19 protein-coding genes are annotated in these 20,652 nt (G+C 63.6%); 13 read left to right on the top strand and 6 right to left on the bottom strand.

The window, feature by feature from the left end; genetic code table 11:
• Positions 1-159 precede the first annotated feature (159 nt).
• Together AB7245_RS20960 and AB7245_RS20955 are read left to right on the top strand one after the other, a co-directional pair.
• Positions 160-600: a DUF1810 domain-containing protein gene (locus AB7245_RS20960; RefSeq protein ID WP_439034830.1), complete on the top strand. Its 441-nt coding sequence runs from the start codon at positions 160-162 to the stop codon at positions 598-600.
• A gap of 134 nt (positions 601-734) precedes the next feature.
• Entirely contained in the window at positions 735-2,816 is a 2,082-nt protein-coding gene (locus tag AB7245_RS20955; RefSeq protein WP_439034829.1) for a methyl-accepting chemotaxis protein, read from the top strand.
• A gap of 5 nt (positions 2,817-2,821) precedes the next feature.
• On the opposite strand, the gene AB7245_RS20950 is transcribed toward AB7245_RS20955, so the two are convergent.
• Both AB7245_RS20950 and AB7245_RS20945 read right to left on the bottom strand, forming a co-directional pair.
• Positions 2,822-3,412: an NADPH-dependent FMN reductase gene (locus tag AB7245_RS20950; protein ID WP_071917495.1), complete on the bottom strand. Its 591-nt coding sequence runs from the start codon at positions 3,410-3,412 to the stop codon at positions 2,822-2,824.
• A gap of 51 nt (positions 3,413-3,463) precedes the next feature.
• The gene (locus tag AB7245_RS20945; protein WP_439034828.1) at positions 3,464-4,393 is read right to left on the bottom strand and encodes a helix-turn-helix domain-containing protein; all 930 of its coding nucleotides are present in this window, start codon (positions 4,391-4,393) and stop codon (positions 3,464-3,466) included.
• Positions 4,394-4,693: 300 nt separating this feature from the next.
• Here AB7245_RS20945 and AB7245_RS20940 point away from each other — a divergent pair, with 300 nt between their 5' ends.
• Genes AB7245_RS20940 through AB7245_RS20930 form a run of 3 tightly spaced genes read left to right on the top strand, consistent with a single transcriptional unit; the run spans position 4,694 to position 7,300 of the window.
• Positions 4,694-5,800, top strand: coding sequence for a DUF2336 domain-containing protein (locus tag AB7245_RS20940; protein ID WP_439034827.1), 1,107 nt, complete (start codon positions 4,694-4,696; stop codon positions 5,798-5,800).
• Positions 5,797-6,129 carry a PilZ domain-containing protein gene (locus AB7245_RS20935; protein ID WP_085399211.1) on the top strand — a complete coding sequence of 111 codons (333 nt, stop codon included), beginning with the start codon at positions 5,797-5,799 and terminating at the stop codon, positions 6,127-6,129. Before AB7245_RS20940 ends, AB7245_RS20935 begins: the two co-directional genes overlap by 4 nt.
• 49 nt (positions 6,130-6,178) lie before the next feature.
• Complete coding sequence (locus AB7245_RS20930; protein WP_439034826.1) at positions 6,179-7,300, top strand: HD-GYP domain-containing protein; 1,122 nt, start codon at positions 6,179-6,181, stop codon at positions 7,298-7,300.
• A gap of 453 nt (positions 7,301-7,753) precedes the next feature.
• Here AB7245_RS20930 and AB7245_RS20925 read toward each other — a convergent pair whose 3' ends face one another.
• Complete coding sequence (locus AB7245_RS20925) at positions 7,754-8,431, bottom strand: nitroreductase (protein WP_166352899.1); 678 nt, start codon at positions 8,429-8,431, stop codon at positions 7,754-7,756.
• A 125-nt stretch (positions 8,432-8,556) separates the two neighbouring features.
• Here AB7245_RS20925 and AB7245_RS20920 point away from each other — a divergent pair, with 125 nt between their 5' ends.
• From AB7245_RS20920 to AB7245_RS20905, 4 genes are all read left to right on the top strand, one after another.
• The gene (locus tag AB7245_RS20920) at positions 8,557-9,519 is read left to right on the top strand and encodes an alpha/beta hydrolase (protein ID WP_439034825.1); all 963 of its coding nucleotides are present in this window, start codon (positions 8,557-8,559) and stop codon (positions 9,517-9,519) included.
• Positions 9,520-9,635: 116 nt separating this feature from the next.
• Positions 9,636-9,884 (top strand): hypothetical protein, encoded by a 249-nt coding sequence (locus AB7245_RS20915; protein WP_135216116.1) that lies wholly within the window; start codon positions 9,636-9,638, stop codon positions 9,882-9,884.
• Positions 9,885-10,206: 322 nt separating this feature from the next.
• Positions 10,207-10,563: a PilZ domain-containing protein gene (locus AB7245_RS20910; RefSeq protein WP_439034824.1), complete on the top strand. Its 357-nt coding sequence runs from the start codon at positions 10,207-10,209 to the stop codon at positions 10,561-10,563.
• 54 nt (positions 10,564-10,617) lie between these two features.
• Positions 10,618-11,592, top strand: a complete 975-nt coding sequence (locus AB7245_RS20905; protein ID WP_439034823.1) for an ABC transporter substrate-binding protein — start codon at positions 10,618-10,620, stop codon at positions 11,590-11,592.
• Between the two features lie 53 nt (positions 11,593-11,645).
• Here the strand turns inward: AB7245_RS20905 and AB7245_RS20900 are convergent, their stop codons facing one another.
• On the bottom strand, positions 11,646-11,909 hold the full coding sequence (locus AB7245_RS20900) for a DUF3551 domain-containing protein (protein ID WP_439035751.1): 264 nt from the start codon (positions 11,907-11,909) through the stop codon (positions 11,646-11,648).
• Between the two features lie 882 nt (positions 11,910-12,791).
• Here AB7245_RS20900 and AB7245_RS20895 point away from each other — a divergent pair.
• From AB7245_RS20895 to AB7245_RS20885, 3 genes are all read left to right on the top strand, one after another.
• Positions 12,792-13,901, top strand: coding sequence for a DUF937 domain-containing protein (locus AB7245_RS20895; protein ID WP_166096304.1), 1,110 nt, complete (start codon positions 12,792-12,794; stop codon positions 13,899-13,901).
• A gap of 94 nt (positions 13,902-13,995) precedes the next feature.
• Positions 13,996-14,490, top strand: coding sequence for a hypothetical protein (locus tag AB7245_RS20890; protein ID WP_247311173.1), 495 nt, complete (start codon positions 13,996-13,998; stop codon positions 14,488-14,490).
• 259 nt (positions 14,491-14,749) lie between these two features.
• A complete protein-coding gene (locus AB7245_RS20885; protein ID WP_439034822.1) occupies positions 14,750-15,373 on the top strand; it encodes a septal ring lytic transglycosylase RlpA family protein in 624 nt (207 codons plus the stop codon).
• Between the two features lie 79 nt (positions 15,374-15,452).
• Here AB7245_RS20885 and AB7245_RS20880 read toward each other — a convergent pair whose 3' ends face one another.
• Positions 15,453-16,328 carry an MBL fold metallo-hydrolase gene (locus AB7245_RS20880; RefSeq protein WP_439034821.1) on the bottom strand — a complete coding sequence of 292 codons (876 nt, stop codon included), beginning with the start codon at positions 16,326-16,328 and terminating at the stop codon, positions 15,453-15,455.
• A gap of 252 nt (positions 16,329-16,580) precedes the next feature.
• Between AB7245_RS20880 and AB7245_RS20875 the strand changes: the two genes are divergently transcribed.
• A complete protein-coding gene (locus AB7245_RS20875) occupies positions 16,581-18,797 on the top strand; it encodes an alkaline phosphatase family protein (protein ID WP_439035750.1) in 2,217 nt (738 codons plus the stop codon).
• A 185-nt stretch (positions 18,798-18,982) separates the two neighbouring features.
• Here the strand turns inward: AB7245_RS20875 and AB7245_RS20870 are convergent, their stop codons facing one another.
• Entirely contained in the window at positions 18,983-20,605 is a 1,623-nt protein-coding gene (locus tag AB7245_RS20870; protein WP_259257798.1) for an ABC-F family ATP-binding cassette domain-containing protein, read from the bottom strand.
• Positions 20,606-20,652: the final 47 nt, after the last annotated feature.

Here is a 20,652-nt window from a genome sequence, read left to right as displayed (position 1 = left end):
ACAACAGCCTTTCGGCGCTTGCGCGGTCGGAAACCATCAGATCCCCAAATCAACCCCCGGAGGGGCCCAACCCCCGTCCGGAGACTCTATACCAGCTATCGCATTGGGAGCCAAAACTTAGGCATAATCGCGGCCGGCAAGCCCCCCTTGAGGTATCCAATGACCGATCCTTTCGACCTAGAGCGCTTTGTCAGGGCCCAGGACCCGGTTTTTCGCGACGTCCAGGGGGAGCTGGCCCGGGGCCGGAAACAGACTCACTGGATGTGGTTCGTCTTCCCGCAGATCGCCGGCCTCGGCTTCAGCACCATGTCGCAGCGCTACGCCATCGGCTCGCGCGCCGAGGCCAGAGCCTACCTCGCCCACCCCGTACTCGGTCCGCGACTCATTGAATGCACCACGCTCGTGCTTGCCGTCGAGGGACGAACCATCAACGCGATCCTCGGCGCGCCCGATGACGCCAAATTCCGCTCGTCGATGACGTTGTTCGGCGCAGTCTCCGACGAACCCGTCTTCGACCAGGCGCTCGCCCGATATTTCGCAGGCGAGCGCGACGGCGCGACGCTGGAGATGCTCGCCAGGCTCGATCAGCCGGCGCGCTAGCGCGACCTACGCCTAGACGAATAGACGCATGCAGGCGGAGCATGGCGGCCGGCAGCGTAAACTCCGGATTAACACCGGCTGCCTATCGTTTGCGCAGAATAATTTTCTTCCCCGCGCCAATTGCCGGACAGATCATGAAAATCGGTACGCTGCTGACCACCGCCATCGTCTCGCTCTCGACAGTCGGCGGCGGCCTCGCCGTCTACGTCGCCGTGACGAAGTACCAGACGATGGACAGGATCGCCGAAGCGCAGGGACGACTCGCGATCGTCCGCGCCGCCAGCGACATCCCGCGCTACCTCAACCCCGAGCGCGGCTTCGCCACCAACATCCTCTACGGGCCCGCGACCGTCGATCCGGCGCAGCTGACCGAGCACGATAAGCTGCGCAAGCAGACCGACGGCGCCCGCGACAGAATGAACACGCTGCGCAAGGAGCTGCCCGGCCCGTTCGACGACGGCGCCACCATCGGCAGCAACATCGACGCGATCAATTCGAAATTCACCGCGCTCCGCGAGGCCATCGACAAGGCGATCGCAGGGCCTGCGGATGCCCGCAAGGACGCGGCCAAAAAGGTCGTCGCCGACAATGCCGTGCTCAACGCGGGAGTCACCGCGCTGCTCAACGAGCAGGTCCGCCGTATGGCGATCCTGAACGGCGACGCCTACCGCCAGTCCAACTACGCCAACATCGCCATGACGCTGCGCGACGTCGGCGGCCTCAATTCCAGCGTGCACAAGAACCTCGTCGGCGCGAAGAAAGTGGCCAACGACGCCGAGAAGGCCGACATGGCCCGCATGCAGGGCCGCAACGACCAGATCGTGATGTCGCTGATGGAATTGCGTGGCAATGCGGCAACTCCGGCCAACGTCGCCGCAGCGCTGGAGACGATGAACTCGAACTACGTCGAGGAATTCGGCCGCGAGATGAAGCTCGTCAAGGACGGCGCCGTCAGCGGCAAGTACGAACACGATGTCGAAACCTTCTACGTGGCGTCCCAGAAGGGCCTCGGGTCCATCATCGGCGTCCGCGACGCCTTCTACGACAACGCCGAGCAGATCCTCGCCGGCGCTTCCTCCGCCGCGCGCACCAGCTTCACCATTGCGCTGGCCGGCCTCCTCGCCGTGCTGATCGCCAGCGCCGGCCTGATCGTGATGGTCCGCCGCCGCGTCTGCGCTCCGATCGTCAGCCTGACGACGCGGATGTCGCGGCTCGCCGACGGCGACGTTGCTGACGAGATTCCCGGCGCCGAGCGTTCCGACGAGATCGGTGCGATGGCCTCCGCCGTCCAGGTGTTCAAGGACAACATGATCCGGGCCGACCGGCTCGCAGCCGAGAAGCAGGCCGAGAACGACGGCAAGATGCGCCGCGCCCAGGCGCTCGACGGGCTCACCCGCGCATTCGAAGCCAAGGTCACCGAGCTCGTCGGCGGCCTCTCCCGCGCCTCCTCCACCATGGAAAGCACGGCGCAATCGATGACCTCGACGGCGGCCCAGACCAACAGCCAGGCCGCGGTCGTCGCCGCCGCCTCGCAGCAGACCTCGACCAACGTGCAGACGGTCGCGAGCGCGACCGAAGAGCTGACCTCCTCGATCTCCGAGATCGGCCGTCAGGTGGCACAAAGCACCGAGATCGCGGCCCGCGCCGTCGACAACGCCCGCCGCACCGGCGACACCGCGCGCGCGCTCGCCGAGGGTGCCCAGAAGATCGGCGACGTCGTTACGCTGATCCAGAGCATTGCCGAGCAGACCAATCTGCTGGCGCTCAACGCGACCATCGAAGCCGCCCGCGCCGGCGACGCCGGCCGCGGCTTTGCGGTCGTCGCATCCGAGGTGAAGTCGCTGGCGGGCCAGACCGCCAAGGCCACCACCGAAATCTCCGAGCAGATCACCGCGATCCAGTCCGCAAGCGACGAGACCGTGAACGCGATCCGCAACGTCGCCGACGTCATCGCCGAGATCGACCAGATCGGCACCGCGATCGCGGCTGCGATCGAAGAACAGGGCTCAGCGACCCGGGAGATCTCCCGCAGCGTGCAGGAAGCCGCGCGCGGCACCCAGGAGGTCAACACCAACATATCGGGCGTGCAGCGCGCCGCCGACGACACCGGTGCGGCCGCGAGGGAGGTGCTGGGCGCGGCCGAGCAGCTCTCGACCCAGTCGCGTGATCTCGCCGGCCAGTTCGACCGCTTCCTCGGCGAGGTCAGGGCCGCCTAGTCAGCTTAGTATGGCGGCGCCTTGCGCGTCCGCTGCGCCTTGGCGGCCTCGATCCACCAGGAGAGGTCGTCGGCAAAGCGCGGGAACGAGCGCTCGAGTGCCTTGCCGCCCTCGCCGATCGGCTCGCTCTCGGCCGACAGCGTCTGCGCGATCGGGCCGACGCCGATGGTGCTCGACACCACGACCATGCCCATCTCCGACAGCGTGCCATGCCAGGCGGTCGAGGCGCGTGCGCCGGACAATCGGCCGGCGGAGTAGCTCACGATCGCGGCCGGGCGCCAGAACCACTCTTCCAGGAAGTGATCGGTGAGGTTCTTCAGGCCGGGCTGGATGCCCCAATTGTATTCGCCGGTGACGAAGACAAAACCGTCGGCGCCGCGGATCTGCCCCGCCAGCTTCTCGAGCGCCTCGGGTGCTGCCCCCTTGGGATATTCCTTGTACATGCGATCGAGCATCGGCAGGCCGATCGCCTTCGCGTCGATGAACTCGACCTCCTCGCCGCGCTGGCGCAGGCGATCGATGACGAAATTCGCAAGGCGGACGCCCATGCGGTCGGAACGGTAGGAGCCGTAGAGGACGAGGATGCGGTTGCTCATGGCCGGCACGCTAGCACGAAACAGCGGTACGGCCTCAACCGATTTGCCGCGCTACCGTTGTCGTCCGAGCTCCAGCGTTTGCGACGGCGTCTCGCCGAACTGGTCGCGATAGCTTCTGGAGAAGTCGCTGAGATGCCAGAAGCCGAACGCCAGTGCGACGGCCTTGACGCTGTCGGCACCGGCGAGCAGGCGCTGACGCACCAGCCACAACCGGCGCAGGCGCAAATAGCGATGCAGGCTCATGCCGCGATAGCGGCGGACGACGTCGTGCAGGGTGCGGACGGACAGGTTGAGCTTGCGCGCAATCTCCTCGCTGTAGATCGGCTGCGAGAGGTCGTCGGACAGAAGCGCGCGGATCTCCCGGAAGATCCTGAAGTTGCGCTCGTCATTGGGACGCAGGGTCCATCGCGCGGCAACGACGCTTTCGAATGCGTCGTCGACGGCGCCAAGCAGGGACTCCTTCATGGCTGCGGCCTTCAGCGGCACGTCCGCGGCTCCGATCGACTCCGACGCGGCAGCCAGCACCTCGCGGACCAGGCTGCGCAGCCGGTTCAGGCTCGCGGCCGTCGTTTCAAATATCTTGAAGCTGGATGTCGCGTGCGGCCAGCCGCGATCCGTCACCTCCGGCCTGAACACCACCGAGGCGATTTGCCGCTCCACCTCCTCGATGGTGGTGTAGGCGGCGCCGCCGCTGCCGATCACGATGACAGGTCGTGCCCGCTGCGAGCCGTTGAAGCGGATGGGCACGTTGAGCTCATCCATCGTGAATCCGATGGCGGTGCAATTCTCGACGAGCTGCGCGTCGACGACGCGGGGAAACGCCCGCGTGAAATTCACGTCGCAACCGGGCAGCGACAGAATGGTCTGCTCGGCCGAAATCCTCCGTACGAAAGGCGTGAACTCGAAATTCAGGCCTCGTATGGCATTTCGAAATTCATCGACGTCGGAGAAGCGAAATACCTTGGGCGCAATATCGTTCATGGCAATGTGAAACGGCGCGTCGTAACCAAGCGCGTCCGGCGGCGATGCCGGCCCGAGTTTCCCCCTTTCGGTTGTCCCGTTCGACCGAAAGAATCATCCTAATTCGTCTCGTTCAGTTGGCGAGGGTCCCGTTCAAAGGACAAGTCGCCGCATCGAGTCTCGCCGAATTTCGATAGCGTTTCCAGCGCCGCCAGCGGTGCGCTGATACCCCGTCGATCAAGCTCTACATTTCAAATTAACGCCTGTCAGGCGGAATGAAGGTCATTGGATAGTCGCGTTTTTTTGAGTCAGGCCCCTGCCATGATGGCAAATTTGCCTGCTGATATTCTGGTTGAGCTGGAACAGGCGGTCGCTACGTGCCCGCCGGACCGCTGTGCACGCATCCTATCCGGCATTGTGCAGTTGCTCACCGGTAGCCGCGACCGGCCTCAGGAATTGCTCGCCGGCGTGGTTGACGGCGTTCTGCTGCGATTGACGGAACGCGTCGAGGCCAAGTCGCTCGTCCAACTCAGCACGGTGCTTGCCGAGCTCAAGGTGGCCCCGCCCGAGACATTGCAGCGCCTTGCCTCACACGACGACCCGGACGTGGCCTGTCCAGTCCTCCTCAAATCGCAGGCAGTCTCCGCCACCGATCTCGCGACGATCGCGGCCTCGTGCGGCGAGCGGCATCAACGCGCGATCGCCGCGCGCAACTCGATCGAGCCTGAAGTGGCCGAGGCGCTGATCAAGCGCGGCGGCCCGATCTGCCTTGCGCTGATCAAGAACCCTGGAACCCAATTCTCCGAGGCAGCTTACGCCGTGCTGATCGCCAGGGCCGATCCGGACGGCGAGATTGCCAAGGCGCTGGTGCTGCGGCCCGGCACGCCCGACCTGGTCGTCCGGAAGCTGCTCTCCGTGTCACCTGCCCCGAAGGCGCCGGCCAAGGCCAACGCATCCGCCATTCCACCCGCACGACAAGCCGCGCCGGTTCCGCCCAAGCTGCCCTGCCCGGCCGACTATGCGAGCGCGAGGCCGGAGATCGTCGCCCTCAGCCGCGTCGGCAAGCTCAACGATTCCACCGTCAACCGCTTCACGATCCGCGGCGAGACGGCCAATCTGTTCACGGCGCTCTCGGTGCTCTCCGGCGCTCCGATCGAGATCGTGGAGCATGTCATGACCGATGACGATTGCGAGGGCCTCGTCATGGCCTGCCGGGCCGCACGGCTGAACTGGGCCACTACGCTTGCGATCCTGAGCAACCGCAGCGGCTCGCGGCTCTCCTTCGTCGAGCGTGAACGGGCGCAGCAGATTTTCGAAACGCTTCTCTTGTCGACCAGCCAATGGACAGTGCGCTGGGGGGAAATTGCAGCGAGTGCCAACCCAAGCGATGCGGGACATCGCGGCACAAAAATGGGGGTTAGCCGATGAGGTTCGACGGTCGAAAGGCGCTTCGCGTACGGATGGATCACAAGCAGGCCGTCAATCTGATGGGCTCCGACGGCACCTGGCGACGCACTTGCTTCCTGCTCGACGTGTCGCAAAGTGGCGCCAAGATCGAGGTCGAAGGGACGCTCGACGTGCTCCAGGCCAAGGAATTCTTCATGCTGCTGTCGTCGACGGGGCTTGCCTACCGGCGGTGCGAACTGGTGTGGATCGACGGCACCATGGCCGGCGTGCACTTCATCACCGCAGACGGCAAGAAGAAGCCGGCGAGCGCAAAGGCAGCCGCCGCGCCAAACTCCACGCCGAGCAAATAGGCTCCAGAATTCATCGAGCTCATTCAATGTCATCATAGTCCGGTCCGCCGTGCAGAGTGCCCGAACCATATCCAGCCCCGCCAAAAACGACGGCGGCGTCCGAATGACGGAAGCGGTTCGCCCGTTTGTGCATGTGCTGGCCGATTCGTCCGACAAACTGGCGGGCGTCTGCTCGGCCCTCGAACGGCAATTTACCGTCGCCGGCGAACGACTCGATGCGGAAGCCAGGCTGTCACAAGTGCCATTCGCGGTCGTCGTTCGCGCGGAGCTGCGTGACGTCGGCAACATCGCGGCCATCAAGAAGCGTGCCGGCAAGCTCGCGAAAGCCACGAAGCGCATCTTCCTCGTCGAGCACTCGTCTCACGTCGGCATCTCGCAGGCCTACGCACTCGGCGCCACCCTCGTTCTTCCCGGGGCTCTCAACAAGAGCAAGCTGCTGGCAGCGCTGGCTGACCCGGCCGAGCTGGCCTCTGCTGGCTCAAGTGACGCAGCCCAACCGGACAACGCCGTCGAAGCCGCGGCGACCGCCATCGCTTCGATGTTCACGGCCGTCACGCTCGGCGAGCCCCTCGACGTCGACGGCACGAAGGAAGCGGGCCGCAGGATCGCCGACCGCATCACCGAGCACGGCCTGTCCGAATGGCTTGCCACGGTGCGGCGTCACCATGAGGGAACCTACCAGCATTGCCTGCTCGTGACCGGCGTGGCGATCGACTTCGGACTGAGCCTCGGCGTCGGACGAGCCGATCTCGAGCGGCTGTATTCCGCAGCCATGTTCCACGACATCGGCAAGGCGCAGATCCCGCTTGCGATCCTCGACAAGCCCGGCCGCCTCGACACCGACGAACGCGCCATGATCGAGAAGCATCCGGCGGCGGGTTACGAGTTTCTGAAGGATCACGAGAAAATCTCGCCCGAGATTCTCGACGCCGTGCGGCATCATCACGAATATCTCGACGGAAGCGGTTATCCCGACGCGCTATGCGGCGAGAGTATCAACGACATCGTCCGCATTCTGACGATCTCGGACATCTTCGCCGCGCTGATCGAACACCGGCACTACAAGCCGACGATGCCGCGCACCGAGGCCTACAACATTCTTTGCGGGATGACCGGAAAACTCGAGAAGGCCCTCGTAACCTCGTTCAAGGAGGTTGCGCTCACGCGATGACCGCGCAGGCTGGGCGATCCCGCAGCGAGGACCTCGTCACGAACCGCGCTTAGTGCGTGGCCCGGTATTTGGCGCGGTGCGGAATCGACCGGGAGGCCAGTCCTTCCGCAAGCAGCTTCATGTCCTCGCGCCTGCCACTCCGGATCAGCTTGCCGAGCTCATCGGGTGTGAAGGGCAGATTTGGATCATCATCAATCGGATACCGCGGTCGCGGACCGAAGAACCGTCGAACCAGGCTAGCCAGCCGCCGCATGTCGATTCCCTCGCGCCAGCAACAAACCTTTCACTCCGCGTATTGTTCCTCCCACGCGATCGAGATTGCAAGAGGCCACCAACGGCTCAGCATCAAAAAAATTCGACGAGAGAATAATCTCCTCTCCTCCACCTCAGCCGGCTCTCCGCGTTAGTCGGCTCGCAGCGTCAGCCGGCTGTGCGCATCAGTGACTTCCCGCACTAGTCGGCAAAGCCGACATAGCGCACGAAATCGTCGTTGCCCTCGCGATCGGAGCGAACGGCGTTCGCGGCGAAGCTGTCGTCGGGATACCCCATCGCCACACATGTCATGATGACCTCTTCTTCCGGAATCTTCGCGACCTCGCGCACGATGTCGGAGCGCATGATGCCCTGCCCGTTGATCACCGAACCGAGACCGCGGTCCCAGGCCGCGAGCACGATGCCGTAGCAGAGCGCGCCGAGATCGAAATGGCAGACCGCGCCGGGATCCAGCACGCGGTCATAGGTCAGCACCAGCGAGACCGGCGCGTCGAATTGGCGGAATCCGCGCAGCACCCAGTCCTGCCGCATCGGCTTGTCGTCGCGCGCGATCCCCATCGCGCCGAACAGCTTCTTGGCGATGTCGACCTGCCGGGTGCGATGAATGCCCTGGTATTCGCCGTGGCTGATGATGTCGCGCTTGACCTTCGCGCCGCCGACCATCTCCTCCATGTTGCGGCGGCGCAGCTCTTCAAGCGGAGGGCCTGTGAGCACATGCACATGCCAGGGCTGGGTGTTCATCGACGACGGCGCGCGCTTGGCGCTCCCGATGATCGCCTCGATCACCGCGCGCGGCACCGACTGCTGCTTGAAACCGCGCACGCTGCGGCGCGACTGGACCAGCGTTTCGAATTCCAACTCTTGACCTCCCTGACCGCTCATTCCGCGGCATTGCAATTGTAACGCGTAACCGGTTGCCGATGCGGTACGCCAAATCTATGCTACCCCGCAAGCAAGACCAAGAACCCAGCGAGGACCTGCAAATGCCCGCACCGCTCGATCCCGTCATCGCCCAGATCATTCCGCTGCTGCCGCTGCGCGATCCCACCACGATGACGCCACAGAGCGCGCGCGATGCCTTGCGCGCACTGGCTGCCTCGCGTGCGGATGTGCCGCCGCCCCCCGTCGACACGGTGCAGGATATCAAGGTGAAAGGCGGCGCCGGGCCGCTCGATGCACGTGTCTATCGCGTCGGCCCCAATCCTGCGCCAACCGTGGTCTTCTTCCACGGCGGCGGCTGGGTCGCGGGCGATCTCGAAACCCACGACCGGCAGGCGCGCAATCTCGCGATCGAGACCGGCGCGGTCGTCGTCTCCGTCGATTATCGGCGCCCGCCGGAAACGCGCTTTCCCGGCGCCTTCGAGGACGCGTTCGCTGCCGCAAGTGACATCTTCAACCGCGTCGCGGAATTTGGCGGCGATGCAAAGCGTCTCGGCGTTGCCGGCGATAGCGCCGGCGGCAATCTCGCAGCCGCCACCGCGATCGCCTGCCGCGATGCCGGCATCAAGCTGGCCGCACAATTGCTGGTCTATCCCGTGACCGACATCGTCGGGGGCTACGCGGATGCGCGCGAGAACGCGCCCTATCCGTCACGCACCGAGAATGCCGACGGCTATTTTCTGACACGCGCGACGATGGAATGGTTTTGCGGCCACTATCTCGCCGATCCCAAGGATGCCGCCGACTGGCGGGTCTCGCCGCTCCGCGCCGCTTCGCTCAAAGGGCTCGCGCCCGCGATCGTGACCACCGCATGGTTCGATCCGTTGCGCGACGAAGGCGCGGCCTATGCACGGGCGCTGGAGGCCGCCGGCGTCCGCGTCAAGGACCATGAAGGCCCCGGCCTGATCCACGGCTATTTCGGCCTTGGCGATGCTTCCGCGGCCGCGAAGGCCGAGGCGCAACGCGCACGGGCCGATTTCAAGACACTGCTCGCGCGCGGAATCTGAACCGCAGATGAATGGAAAAATCCGCGACATCGGTCGTGGCGCGCGTCGATCCTGCTTGATTGCGCCACGATTCGCGGTTCCAATCCGCTTGGTAATTTTGTCCTAGGGAGACACCCATGATGAAGCGGATTTTTCTCGCAGCGATCGTCGCCACCTTTGCAGCGGGCTCGGCCCTCGCGGACGACACCTGCGAGAGCAAGGCGGTCGGCAAGGACGGCAAGGCGCTCGCCGGCGCCGCCAAGACCTCGTTCATGAAGAAGTGCAAGGCCGACGCTTGCACGCCCAAGGCCGTCAGCGCCGACGGCAAGCCACTCGCCGGTGCCGCCAAGAACAGCTTCATGAAGAAGTGCGAGGTCGGCGCCTGATCGCTGCTGGTTCGCCACTGCTGCACGGACACTCTGCAACTCCGTCGTGCCCGGGCCTGTCCCGGGCATCCACATATGTGTGTCCGTGCGGCACAGATCAGATGGCCGGGCCAAGTCGAAAGCACGAACGTCCTCTGAAAACATCGTCGTCAAGCCGTTCGAATTAACCACCAATTCGATCCAATTTTAATAAGACAACAACGCTGCTTGTTAGCGTGAGCCGCACAGATCAACGTGCGGGAATTGCCGTTTTCCGGATATCGGCGGGACCGGGAAAGTGACTTCGTCGAGTGCGATCGTCTTTCATTGGGAGCATCTCGCCATGATCGAACGTCGTGCAATGAAGCGCATACCGATCAACCGGGCCGCGCGGCTATCGTTTGGTGAAATTCACGGGACTCATCCGTGCCTGGTGCGCGATATCAACGCCTTGGGTGCCCGCATTTCCACGCCGTACTACATATTTGCCGACGAGTTTGTGTTGTCGTTCGACGGTCATTCCGGAATTTTCTACTGCCGCGTCGTATGGAAAAAGGAGACGCTCTGCGGCGTTTTATTCCTCCTGCGTCGTCGCGCGCCAAAGGCAGCGAACGATTCCGGCGCGCCCGCAAATGTGGTGCGACTTGATCGCCGCCTCGTGTGCCGCGTCGGGGTCTTTAGCCCGGAAGTATCGACCTGACTCCTCGCCCGCGCGGGTGCATATTGCAGCGGAAGGGCGTCGCGAGGTGACCGAATGAAACGCCGCAATTTTGTCGCGCTTCTCGGCGCAGCGGTTACCGTCATGCCCCTCGCGGCCCATGCGCAGCAACCCGCGGTGCCGCGGGTTGGCTATGTCTGGGGTGGCGTTCGCGGGACGGACTTGTACTACCAGACCGGCTTCCGTCAGGGACTTGCGGACCTGGGATATGTCGTGGGGCGCAACCTGCTGCTCGAAGAACGCTACGCCGACGGAGAGCCGGAGCGCGTTCCCGCATTGATCGCTGAACTCCTCACGCTCAACGTCGATGTTCTCGTGACTCCAGGCACACCAATTTCGCAGGCTGCGCAACGTGCAACGTCCACGGTGCCGATCGTCTGCATGAGCGGAGATCCGGTCAGAGCCGGTCTTGTGGCAAGCCTTGCCCGACCAGGCGGCAATATCACCGGGCTGTCGCAGCTCTCGGGCGAATACGGTGTCAAGTGGGTGGAACTGCTGAAGGAGGCGGCACCGAAAGTGCACCGTGTCGCAGTGTTGTGGAATCCTGACAATCCGACGACCGCCAACCAAGTCGAACTCATGCAGAAAGCGGCGCCCGGTCTCGGTATCGAGCTGACGGCTCTCTCGATACGGCGCGCGGACATCGACAACAGCTTCACCGCGCTTCGGGAGAGAGGCTTCGATGGTCTCGTCGTCACCGACGATCCATCGCTGATACCCCTCGTTCCCCGCCTGATCGAGTTCACTGCAGAGCGGCGCTTGCCGGCGATCTATCCATTCCGCGACTCGGCTCAGAGAGGAGGACTGATGTCGTACTCGGCCAACCTTTTCAAACTATGGCAACGCGCTGCAAGCTATGTTGATCGCATTCTGAAAGGGGCCCGTCCGGCGGAGCTTCCCGTCCAGCAGACGACGGATGTGACCCTGAATATCAACCTCAAGACCGCCAAGGCCCTCGGTCTCGACATTCCCATGACGCTGTCCGCCCGAGCCGACGAGGTGATCGAATAGCAACGGAATTGCTGCGCGCGAAAATTGCGCTTGGCAGACTGTCGCCGGGCGCATCAGTATGGGGTTGATGAACGCAAGCGGCTGCCTGCCCCCCTCGGCTGCGGTCGCTGCCAATAGGGGTTCTCCACGCACATCGCGGCAAGTCCGATCGTCGTCGCTCGGCACTGATCCCATGACGTATAAGCGCATTCGAAATAGGTGCTGCCACCCCACTCCCATCTCTGAAGGCAGACGGGGTGGCTGGGATCGTAAGTTTGGGCTGTAGCCGAGGCGATCGCCAGGATCGCCGCACTGCCCAGGATTAGCCAACGGAGCATCCACATCGCCGCCTCCTCCAAATGGATCATCCAAGCATTCCGGTTCGACCGCCGCTCATGTGGAGACAGGAGATGCCTTGCGACGCTTCATAGCTCCTGCGTCGTCGCTCGACGAAAGCGGGGAACGATTCCGTCGCGCCCATATCGGCACCTCAGCGCTCGCCCCGGGCCGGCGGACATAACTCATCCGATAAGTGGCCCAGAGCCTTGCTCGGAAAGACCCTGCAGCCGCCATCCTGCAATATCACTGGTCTTTCCGCATTGCTCGCAATTCAGGTGAGAGCATCCCCTAGCTCGTCCCCGCTGAACGTTCTCGCGGGAGGCTTCACATCCGCAGCGCGGGCAAGCTAGCGCCGCGCGCCCGCATCCAGGGCTTGCGAGCAAGAAACTGGCGAAGTTCGATACGCGGTCGACGATCCTTCTGATCAATTTGGATTATCCAAACGACGGCCCCGGACTTGGGTTGAGTGTGAGGTTCCGGGACCGTCATCGAGGCGCGGACCGCAGCCCACCCGCGCACTGCCAGTAACGTGGATGTCCGCGCGACGAACAATTGTCTTCTGGTACAATCCCGCTGCGCGTCATCATGCCCGCTAGCGGGCATTGCGGTGCTCGGAGCCGATAGCCAATCCTGGCCCGTCAGCGAAACATCGATGCCTCTCAACCAGGTCCGCCTGATGGGCCGCAGCGCACTGGATATCTCGCGCCGAACTCTTCGCATTTGCCCTGTACCGAAGACCTTTGATCTGGATCAAGGAGTCGAACTATCGATGCAATCTCAACTTGGGCGATAGGCGACGTTCGGAACCATCGACGCCTGTCACATCAAATTCGCGAATTAGGGGGCAACCAACAGACCTGCAACGTAGTGGAGAGACCGCCATGGCCGTCAATCTCATTTCAGCTGCACAACAGCTCCTGACCCCTGAAGTCATTGCGCAGATTTCCTCCTTTCTTGGGATGGACCGAAGCGCGACGCAGAAGGCCGCAATAGCGGCCATCCCGACCATACTGGCCAGCCTGTCGGACCTGGTCGGAACCCCGGCCGGTGCCAATCAACTGTCAAAACTGCTGTCACAACAGCAAGGCACCAATCCCATGGATATGTTGCGCAACGCCGGCGCCCCGGACCTGGCTCAGACGGGTTCGAGCATGTTGTCCGGACTGCTTGGAGGCCGAACCATGGATACCATGGCCCAGGCGATCGGCGGCTTCGCGGGAATGGGCGATGGCGGCGGCAAGTCGTTACTCGCCGTGGTCGGGCCGCTAGTCCTGGGTATGCTCGGCAAGCAGCAGCATGACGCCGGGATGGATGCAAACGGACTGGCATCGCTTCTGCGCTCGCAGAAAGATCAGATCATGGCGGCGATTCCATCGGGCCTCAGTGATCAACTCGGCGCCGCGGGCCTGATCGACAAGGCACGCAGTGGAATGGCCACTGCCGCCGCCACAGGGAGCCGGATCGCCGGCGTTTCCGGCGCTACTGGCGCGAGCCAGGCCGCCATGGCCGCCGGCCGGACGCAATGGCCATATTGGCTCGCCGCGCTCGTTATCGTTGCCGGACTTGCCATATATGCGCTTCAGCGTCCGACCGAGCAGACGGTCGCTCAGAGTACAAACGTTGCGCGGCCCTCAACCGGAACTGTGGGCATGGCGCCCGCGGATCTGACCGTTGACGGCGTGAATCTGGCGAACCAGGTCAATTCGTCCCTTGGTACGCTGCAGGCTCAACTGCCGACCATCACCGATGAAGCTAGCGCGCAGGCGGCCCTGCCGAAGATCAACGACGCCATCTCACAGCTGGATGGCGTTACGGCGCGAGCCGCCAAGCTTTCTCCGGAAGCACGACGCGCGCTTGCCAAGCTGATCGTCGCGGCGGCGCCGGCCATCAATCAGATGTGTGACAAGGTCTCGGCGACACCGGCCGGCACGATCGCAAAGCCCGTGATCGACAATCTTCGTGCCAAGCTCGACCAGTTGGCGAAAGCCTGAAAGCCAGAGACGTCACACGCAATAAACTCGCCACACTTCAGGACGGGACGTGTTTCCCAGCCTCCCGTCCTGCAAGATGAAAGGAGAAGACTCCATGGCCGACAAGACCAATTTCACCAAGGATGAATGGGCGCTCCTCCTGAGAAGCCCGATGAATGCTGGAATGGCCATTACGGCTGCCGAACCGAGCGGATTGTTTGGCCTTCTGAAGGAATCATTTGCTGGCGGCACCGCGCTCGCCCAGGCGGCCACCGATCCCAATGCCAACCCCTTGGTAAAGGCTGTGGTCGCCGACTTCCAGACGAGCGACGGCCGGGCCGCGGCTCATGACGGGTTGAAGGCAGAGCTCGGCAAGAGCACGCCGGCCGAGATCAAGACCAAGACAATCGCATCGTTGCATGAAGTCACGGCGCTGCTTGCTGCGAAAGCTCCGGATGATGCCGCGGCTTTCAAGGGCTGGCTGCGTCAGATTAGTCAAAAGACGGCTGAGGCTGCATCGGAAGGCGGAGGGTGGTTCGGTGGGGGCGTTCAGGTCAGCGACGCCGAGAAAGCAACCCTCGGCGAAATCTCCAGCGCGCTTGGCATCTGATCTCGGTGGGCCGCACGGCCCACCTCTACGCGCCCTGCACCATTGGTTTGCGGGATGCCCGAGCCGCTGGCTTCCCCAAGGCCAGCGGCTGTTCTTTGCGGCGATGTGCGGGCAGTTGGGCAAATTCTCGTTGCGCGTCGGCTGGGCGCTGACCGAAATGGCAACTCCGCTGCCTTCCATGGCAACGTTGACATATGTCAAAGCCGGCAATTCCTGGAACCGAACTACTCCAACCAGCTGAAGCGCTGGGGGGGCCATCATGAAACGATGGAGCGGTCAACCTGCACTGCTCGCTGCTACCGCGATTGCTGCATCATGCATCGCATTCGATGGTGGAATTGACTCTGCGCATGCGAAGTTCGGTCGAATAACGAAGTCGGCGATTGTCCCTGGCGCAACGCCGCTGGAAGTGCATGACCATACCCGCGACGCAAACGGTTCGCCAAACGCCAACGACCTCCCCTCGCTTGCCACGAAATCACCGCGACGGCGTCAGCGCGCAGCAGGGCAAGGCCCGAAAGCTCACGGCGACATTCGGCGAGCAACGCATCGGAAGAGCAACCATCAGCATGCACTTCATAAAAAGCATCCCAGAAGGGAAACCCCACTGTTCGGGCTTGCGAGTTTCTACTCGGAAGACCAGATGACCGCGAGTGGCGAGAGGTTCAACAAGCATGCGCTGCATGCGGCGCATCCGTCCTTGCCTTTCGGAACGCGCCTGCGCGTGACTAATGTCTTGAACAAAAAGTCCGTGATCGTGAGAGTCAACGACCGTGGTCCATTTGTTCATGGACGCATCATCGACGTTACATCGGGTGCGGCCCAGGCCCTTGGAATGATCAAGATCGGCGTGGTCAATGTCACGCTTGAAATCGTTCGATAATGGCCGCCCATTTCATGTATCGACGGCGGCCGGGCCGTGATCAATACGGCGGGAAAGGACTGATTTGGGCGTACACGGCCTAGTCCCGCTTGAACCGATAGTCGAACGCCCCATCCAGCGGCTTGATCAGCCCGACCGTCGGCGCCGGAAAATGGATCGGCAGGATCAGCGTGTCGGTGTCCGCAACGGAGGCAAAGAACTTTCGCCGCGAGACCGCCGACTGCCTGGCATCCCAATCCGGCTTCGCCGACCAGTCCGGCTCGCGGCACTGGATCTGATGATGCATGAGATCGCCCGCGACCACCGCGCGGCTTCCCCTCGAAACGATGTTCACGCAGCAATGACACGGTGAATGCCCCGGCGTCGGCGTCAGCGTGACGGTGTCATCGAGCGCGTAGTCGTCGTCCACCAGCAGCGCCTGCCCGGCCTCGACGATCGGCAGGCAGTTGTCGCGGAAGACGGTGCCGGGCGGGTTGTTGCCTTTGGCATTCTCCGCCTCCCAGGCAGCGTACTCGCCCTTGTGAAAGACGTACTTTGCATTCGGAAACGTCGGCACCCAGCGGCCGTCGCGCAAGGTCGTATTCCAGCCGGTGTGGTCGATGTGCAGATGCGTGCAGAAGACGTAGTCGATCTGCTCGAAAGAGATGCCGAGCGCGAACAATTCGTTGCGCCAGCGCTCCTTGCCGGGAAAGTCGAACGGCGGCGGATGACCCTTGTCCTCGCCGGTGCAGGTGTCGACGAGGATGGTGTAGCGCGGCGTGCGCACGACAAACGTCTGGTAGGTGATGACCATCATGCCGCGCGCGGCATCGAATACCTCCGGCTCCATCGTCGGCAGATGACGGGCGAACACGCCCTCGTCATAGGCCGGGAAGAAATCCTGCGGCCGCCGCCACGGCCCTTCCCGCTCGATCACCGCATCGATGGTGATGTCGCCGATCCGCAGTTGCTTCACGCGTCTCCTCCCGCTTTTTCTTCAGCGTAACGAGCGAGTTCGCAGTGCTCAAGGCTCATATGCGCATGTCTGTGCGGCCGGGACCTTGATTTCGGTGTGACGTGACCACAGCCACGCCGCGTTATCTCAACGACGCACACACGTCGCCGAGGCGTCACACGCGCGTCGTGGGCCACGCTCGATAATCCCCGCGTCATTCCAGGTCAAACCCGCGCAGGTTGCGCAGCAAGAAACATGGGGCACCACGTGGACATGAAAGCGCTCTTCTCCCTGATCTCGTCGATATCGCTCGCCGCATCGCTGGCCGGCACCGCAATTCCGGCGCACGCCGATCAGGACGACAACGGCCGCGACCGCGGCTTCGACAATTCCAGGGATCGCGACCACGATCGCGACCATCATCACGGACACCGCTCGCCGCCGGTAGTCGTCATCTCGCTCGACGGTGCAAAGCCCGATTTCATCCAGCAATTCATCGACGAAGGCGTACTGCCGCGCGACGGCGCTCTGGCGCGGCTGAGCCGCCATGGCGCGGTGGCGCAGCAAAACATCACGGCGTCGCCGTCACTTACCGCCGTCTCGCATATCGAGATCGCCACCGGCTCGACCGCCGTCCACAACGACATTCCCTCGAACACCTATCAGGCGATCGTCGGGCCGGTTACGTCGAGCCTCAGCGGTTTCGCCGCGCCGATCGGCGGCTATCGCGAGAGCCCGCTCGGGCCCTCGCCGCGTCCGACGGCATTGCCGCTGTGGGTGCAACTGCGCCAGCAGGGCAGGAAAGTCGTCACTGCGACGTGGCCGGGCGGCGACGGCGCCGACATCTCGATCAACGGCACGGTGGTGCAACCGGCCCAGCCGATCCGCATCACCGACTACACCGTGCCGTTCGGCGCATTCGGCGGTATCGGCGCCCAGGGCTTTTCGCTCACATCGGCGGACTTCGCCGCCGATCCGGCCGTGGCCACGGCCCTCCAGGCGGCTGGCCGCTTCTCGTTCAGCCCGGTGCTGGCAACCTCCGCGCCGATCGAGACGTTCTCATGCGCATCCGCTCCGACCGCAACCTGCACCAACGCGGCTACCCAGGACATCAAATATGCGATCCGGGTAGCGGCGCTCGACACCACCAATGACAGCAGGGTGAACTACGACACGCTTGTGTTCTTCGACGCCACGCGCGGCATTACGGCTGGACCGTTCAAGCCCCCGGCGACCGGACCGGCCTATGCGAAGTTCGGTGGCGAGAACGCGCCGTTCTTCTTCGACGGCAGCGGCGCCAAGGTCGGTGCGGCCTACTTCGTCTCGCAGCTCGCGCCCGATCTCTCGGTGGTGCGCTTCGCCCGTTACGGCGCCAACTTCATTCCGCGCAACGCACCGGTCCTGACCGACGTCGACGACATCAACAACACTATCGGCTTCTGGCGTCCGCAGGCCGACTTCCGCATTCCGGAGCGGCTGAGCCCGGGCTTCACCAATTTCCCGGACATCGAGATCGAGGCGATGTTCGAGGACATGGTCAAGACCTTCGTGCGCTATCAGGCGGATATCGGCGAGCGCGCCATCCTGAACAATCCCGACGCCGATCTCGTGATGGTCTATATCGAGCAGCCCGACGGCTCCGAGCATCAGTTCCTGCTCACCGACCCGCGCCAGGGCACCAACCCGAAGGACCCGAACTCGATCGGGGCCAACCAGGACGCAGCCAAGGTCGCCCGCTACAAGTCCTACATTCGCTTCGCCTATCAGACCGCGGACAAGGCGGTGAAGCGGATCGCCGATGCCGCAGGGCCGGACAGCAACGTCATCGTCGTGTCGGACCACGGCTTTGCGCCGTTCCACACCTCGGTCAGCATGGCCAATATCCTGAAGAACGCCGGCATCGACACCACCAAGGTGGCGATCCGCACCTCCGGTCCGGCGGCCAACATCTACGTCAACCTGCAACAGCGCGAACAGGGTGGCACCGTCGATCCTGCCACCTACAAGTCGCTGGTGACGCAGATCACCGAGGCCGTGAGGAATGCCGTCGATCCCAACCCCAAATTCAACGCTTCGCTCGAGGACGGGCGGCTGTTCACGGTGGTCGAGACCCGCCCGCTACAATGCGAGGCCGGGCTCGGACAGTGCACCAGCAAGACCATCGGTCAGGACTTTGGCGACGTATTCGCGCTGATGGCCCCGGGGTACAATTTCGACGGCATCCAGAGCCCCGGCGTCGCCCGGCTCGGCGATGCTCCGTTCAATGCGGCGACGACCACGCTGTCGATGCCAAACTTCTACGGTGCCCACGGCCACGATCCCAAGCTGCCGGTGATGAGCGCGACCTTCATCGCCGCCGGCCCGCAGATCCGCAACAACACCACGATCCGACGCATGCACAATCTCGACGTCGCGCCGACCATCATGCAGATCCTGGGCGTCAGACCGCACCAGGTCGATGGCGAGGTGCTGCGCGAGATTTTGCGATAGCGATTGAGGGCCACAACGGATGGGTGCTGTACCGCCGCCCATCCCGCTAGTTCATTGCGAGTCTCTCGATTTGGTTGCAGCCCGGATGGAGCGAAGCGTAATCCGGGGCCGGTCCGTCCTCATCGCAACGAGCGCCCTTGTGGCACGAAACCCGGATTGCGCTTCATCCGGGCTACCGCTCATCACTACGATCGCAACCCCGGCGCTTCCTGCCCGGTGCGCGCGACATATTCCGTGTAGCCGCCGCCGAACTGGTGGATGCCCTCCGGCGTCAACTCCAGCACGCGGTTCGACAGCGTCGCCAGGAAGTGGCGGTCATGCGAGACGAACAGCATGGTGCCCTCGAAATCCGCCAGCGCCGTGATCAGCATCTCCTTGGTGGCGAGGTCGAGATGGTTGGTCGGTTCGTCCAGCACCAAAAAGTTCGGCGGATCGAACAGCATCTTGGCCATCACGAGGCGCGCTTTCTCGCCGCCCGACAGCACGCGGCAGCGCTTCTCGACGTCGTCGCCGGAGAAGCCGAAGCAGCCGGCGAGCGCGCGCAACGACCCCTGCCCTGCGGTCGGAAACTGATCTTCGAGCGACTGAAACACGGTGCGCTCACCGTCCAGCAGATCCATCGCGTGCTGAGCGAAATAGCCCATCTTGACGCTGCCGCCGACTGCCACCGTGCCCTCGTCCGGCTCGCTCGCACCGGCGATCAGCTTGAGCAGCGTCGACTTGCCGGCGCCGTTGACGCCCATCACGCACCAGCGCTCCCTGCGGCGGATCATGAAATCGAGGCCGTCATAGATGCGCTTGCTGCCGTAACCCTTGTGGACGTTCTTGAGCGCTACGACGTCCTCGCCCGAGCGCGGCGCCGGCGGAAAATCGAACGCCACGGTCTGGCGGCGGCGCGGCGGCTCGACCCGCTCGATCTTGTCGAGCTTCTTCACCCGGCTCTGCACCTGGGCCGCATGAGACGCGCGCGCCTTGAAACGCTCGATGAACTTGATCTCCTTGGCGAGCATGGCCTGCTGGCGCTCGAACTGCGCCTGCTGCTGCTTCTCGTTCTGCGCCCGCTGCTGCTCGTAGAACTCGTAGTCGCCGGTATAGGTCGTGAGCGATCCGGAATCGATCTCGATCACCTTGGAGATCACGCGATTGATGAACTCGCGATCATGCGAGGTCATCAGCAGCGTGCCTTCGAAATCGTGCAGGAATTTTTCCAGCCAGATCAGGCTTTCGAGATCGAGATGGTTGCTCGGCTCGTCGAGCAGCATGACGTCGGGGCGCATCAAAAGAATACGCGCCAGCGCCACGCGCATCTTCCAGCCGCCGGAAAGCTTGCCGACGTCGCCGTCCATCATCTCCTGGCTGAAGCCGAGGCCGGACAGCGCCTCGCGCGCGCGGCCGTCGAGCGCATAGCCGTCGAGTTCCTCGAACGCGTGCTGCACCTCGCCATAGCGCGCGATGATCTCGTCCATCTGGTCGGCCTTGTCGGGGTCGGCCATCGCGGCCTCGAGCTCGCGCAACTCGGCTGCGACCTCGCTCACGGGACCTGCGCCATCCATCACCTCGGCCACGGCGCTGCGGCCGCTCATCTCGCCGACGTCCTGGTTGAAATAGCCGATGGTAATGCCACGATCGGTCGAAACCTGCCCTTCATCGGGCAGTTCCTCACCGGCGATCATCCGGAACAGCGTGGTCTTTCCCGCGCCGTTCGGGCCGACGAGGCCGATCTTCTCGCCCTTGTTGAGGGCGGCGGAAGCTTCGATGAACAGTATCTGGTGGCCGGCTTGCTTGCTGACGTTGTCGAGGCGGATCATGGGGTCTTTTTGGGGGGAATGTTGCGTTGCAGCGTCATAGGCCATAC

Origin of the sequence: Bradyrhizobium sp. 604_D8_N2_3, assembly GCF_051810765.1 — a bacterium.
Taxonomy (GTDB): domain Bacteria; phylum Pseudomonadota; class Alphaproteobacteria; order Rhizobiales; family Xanthobacteraceae; genus Bradyrhizobium; species Bradyrhizobium barranii.
Note: the sequence above shows the minus strand (reverse complement) of the source record. Positions and strands in the feature narration are given on the sequence as shown.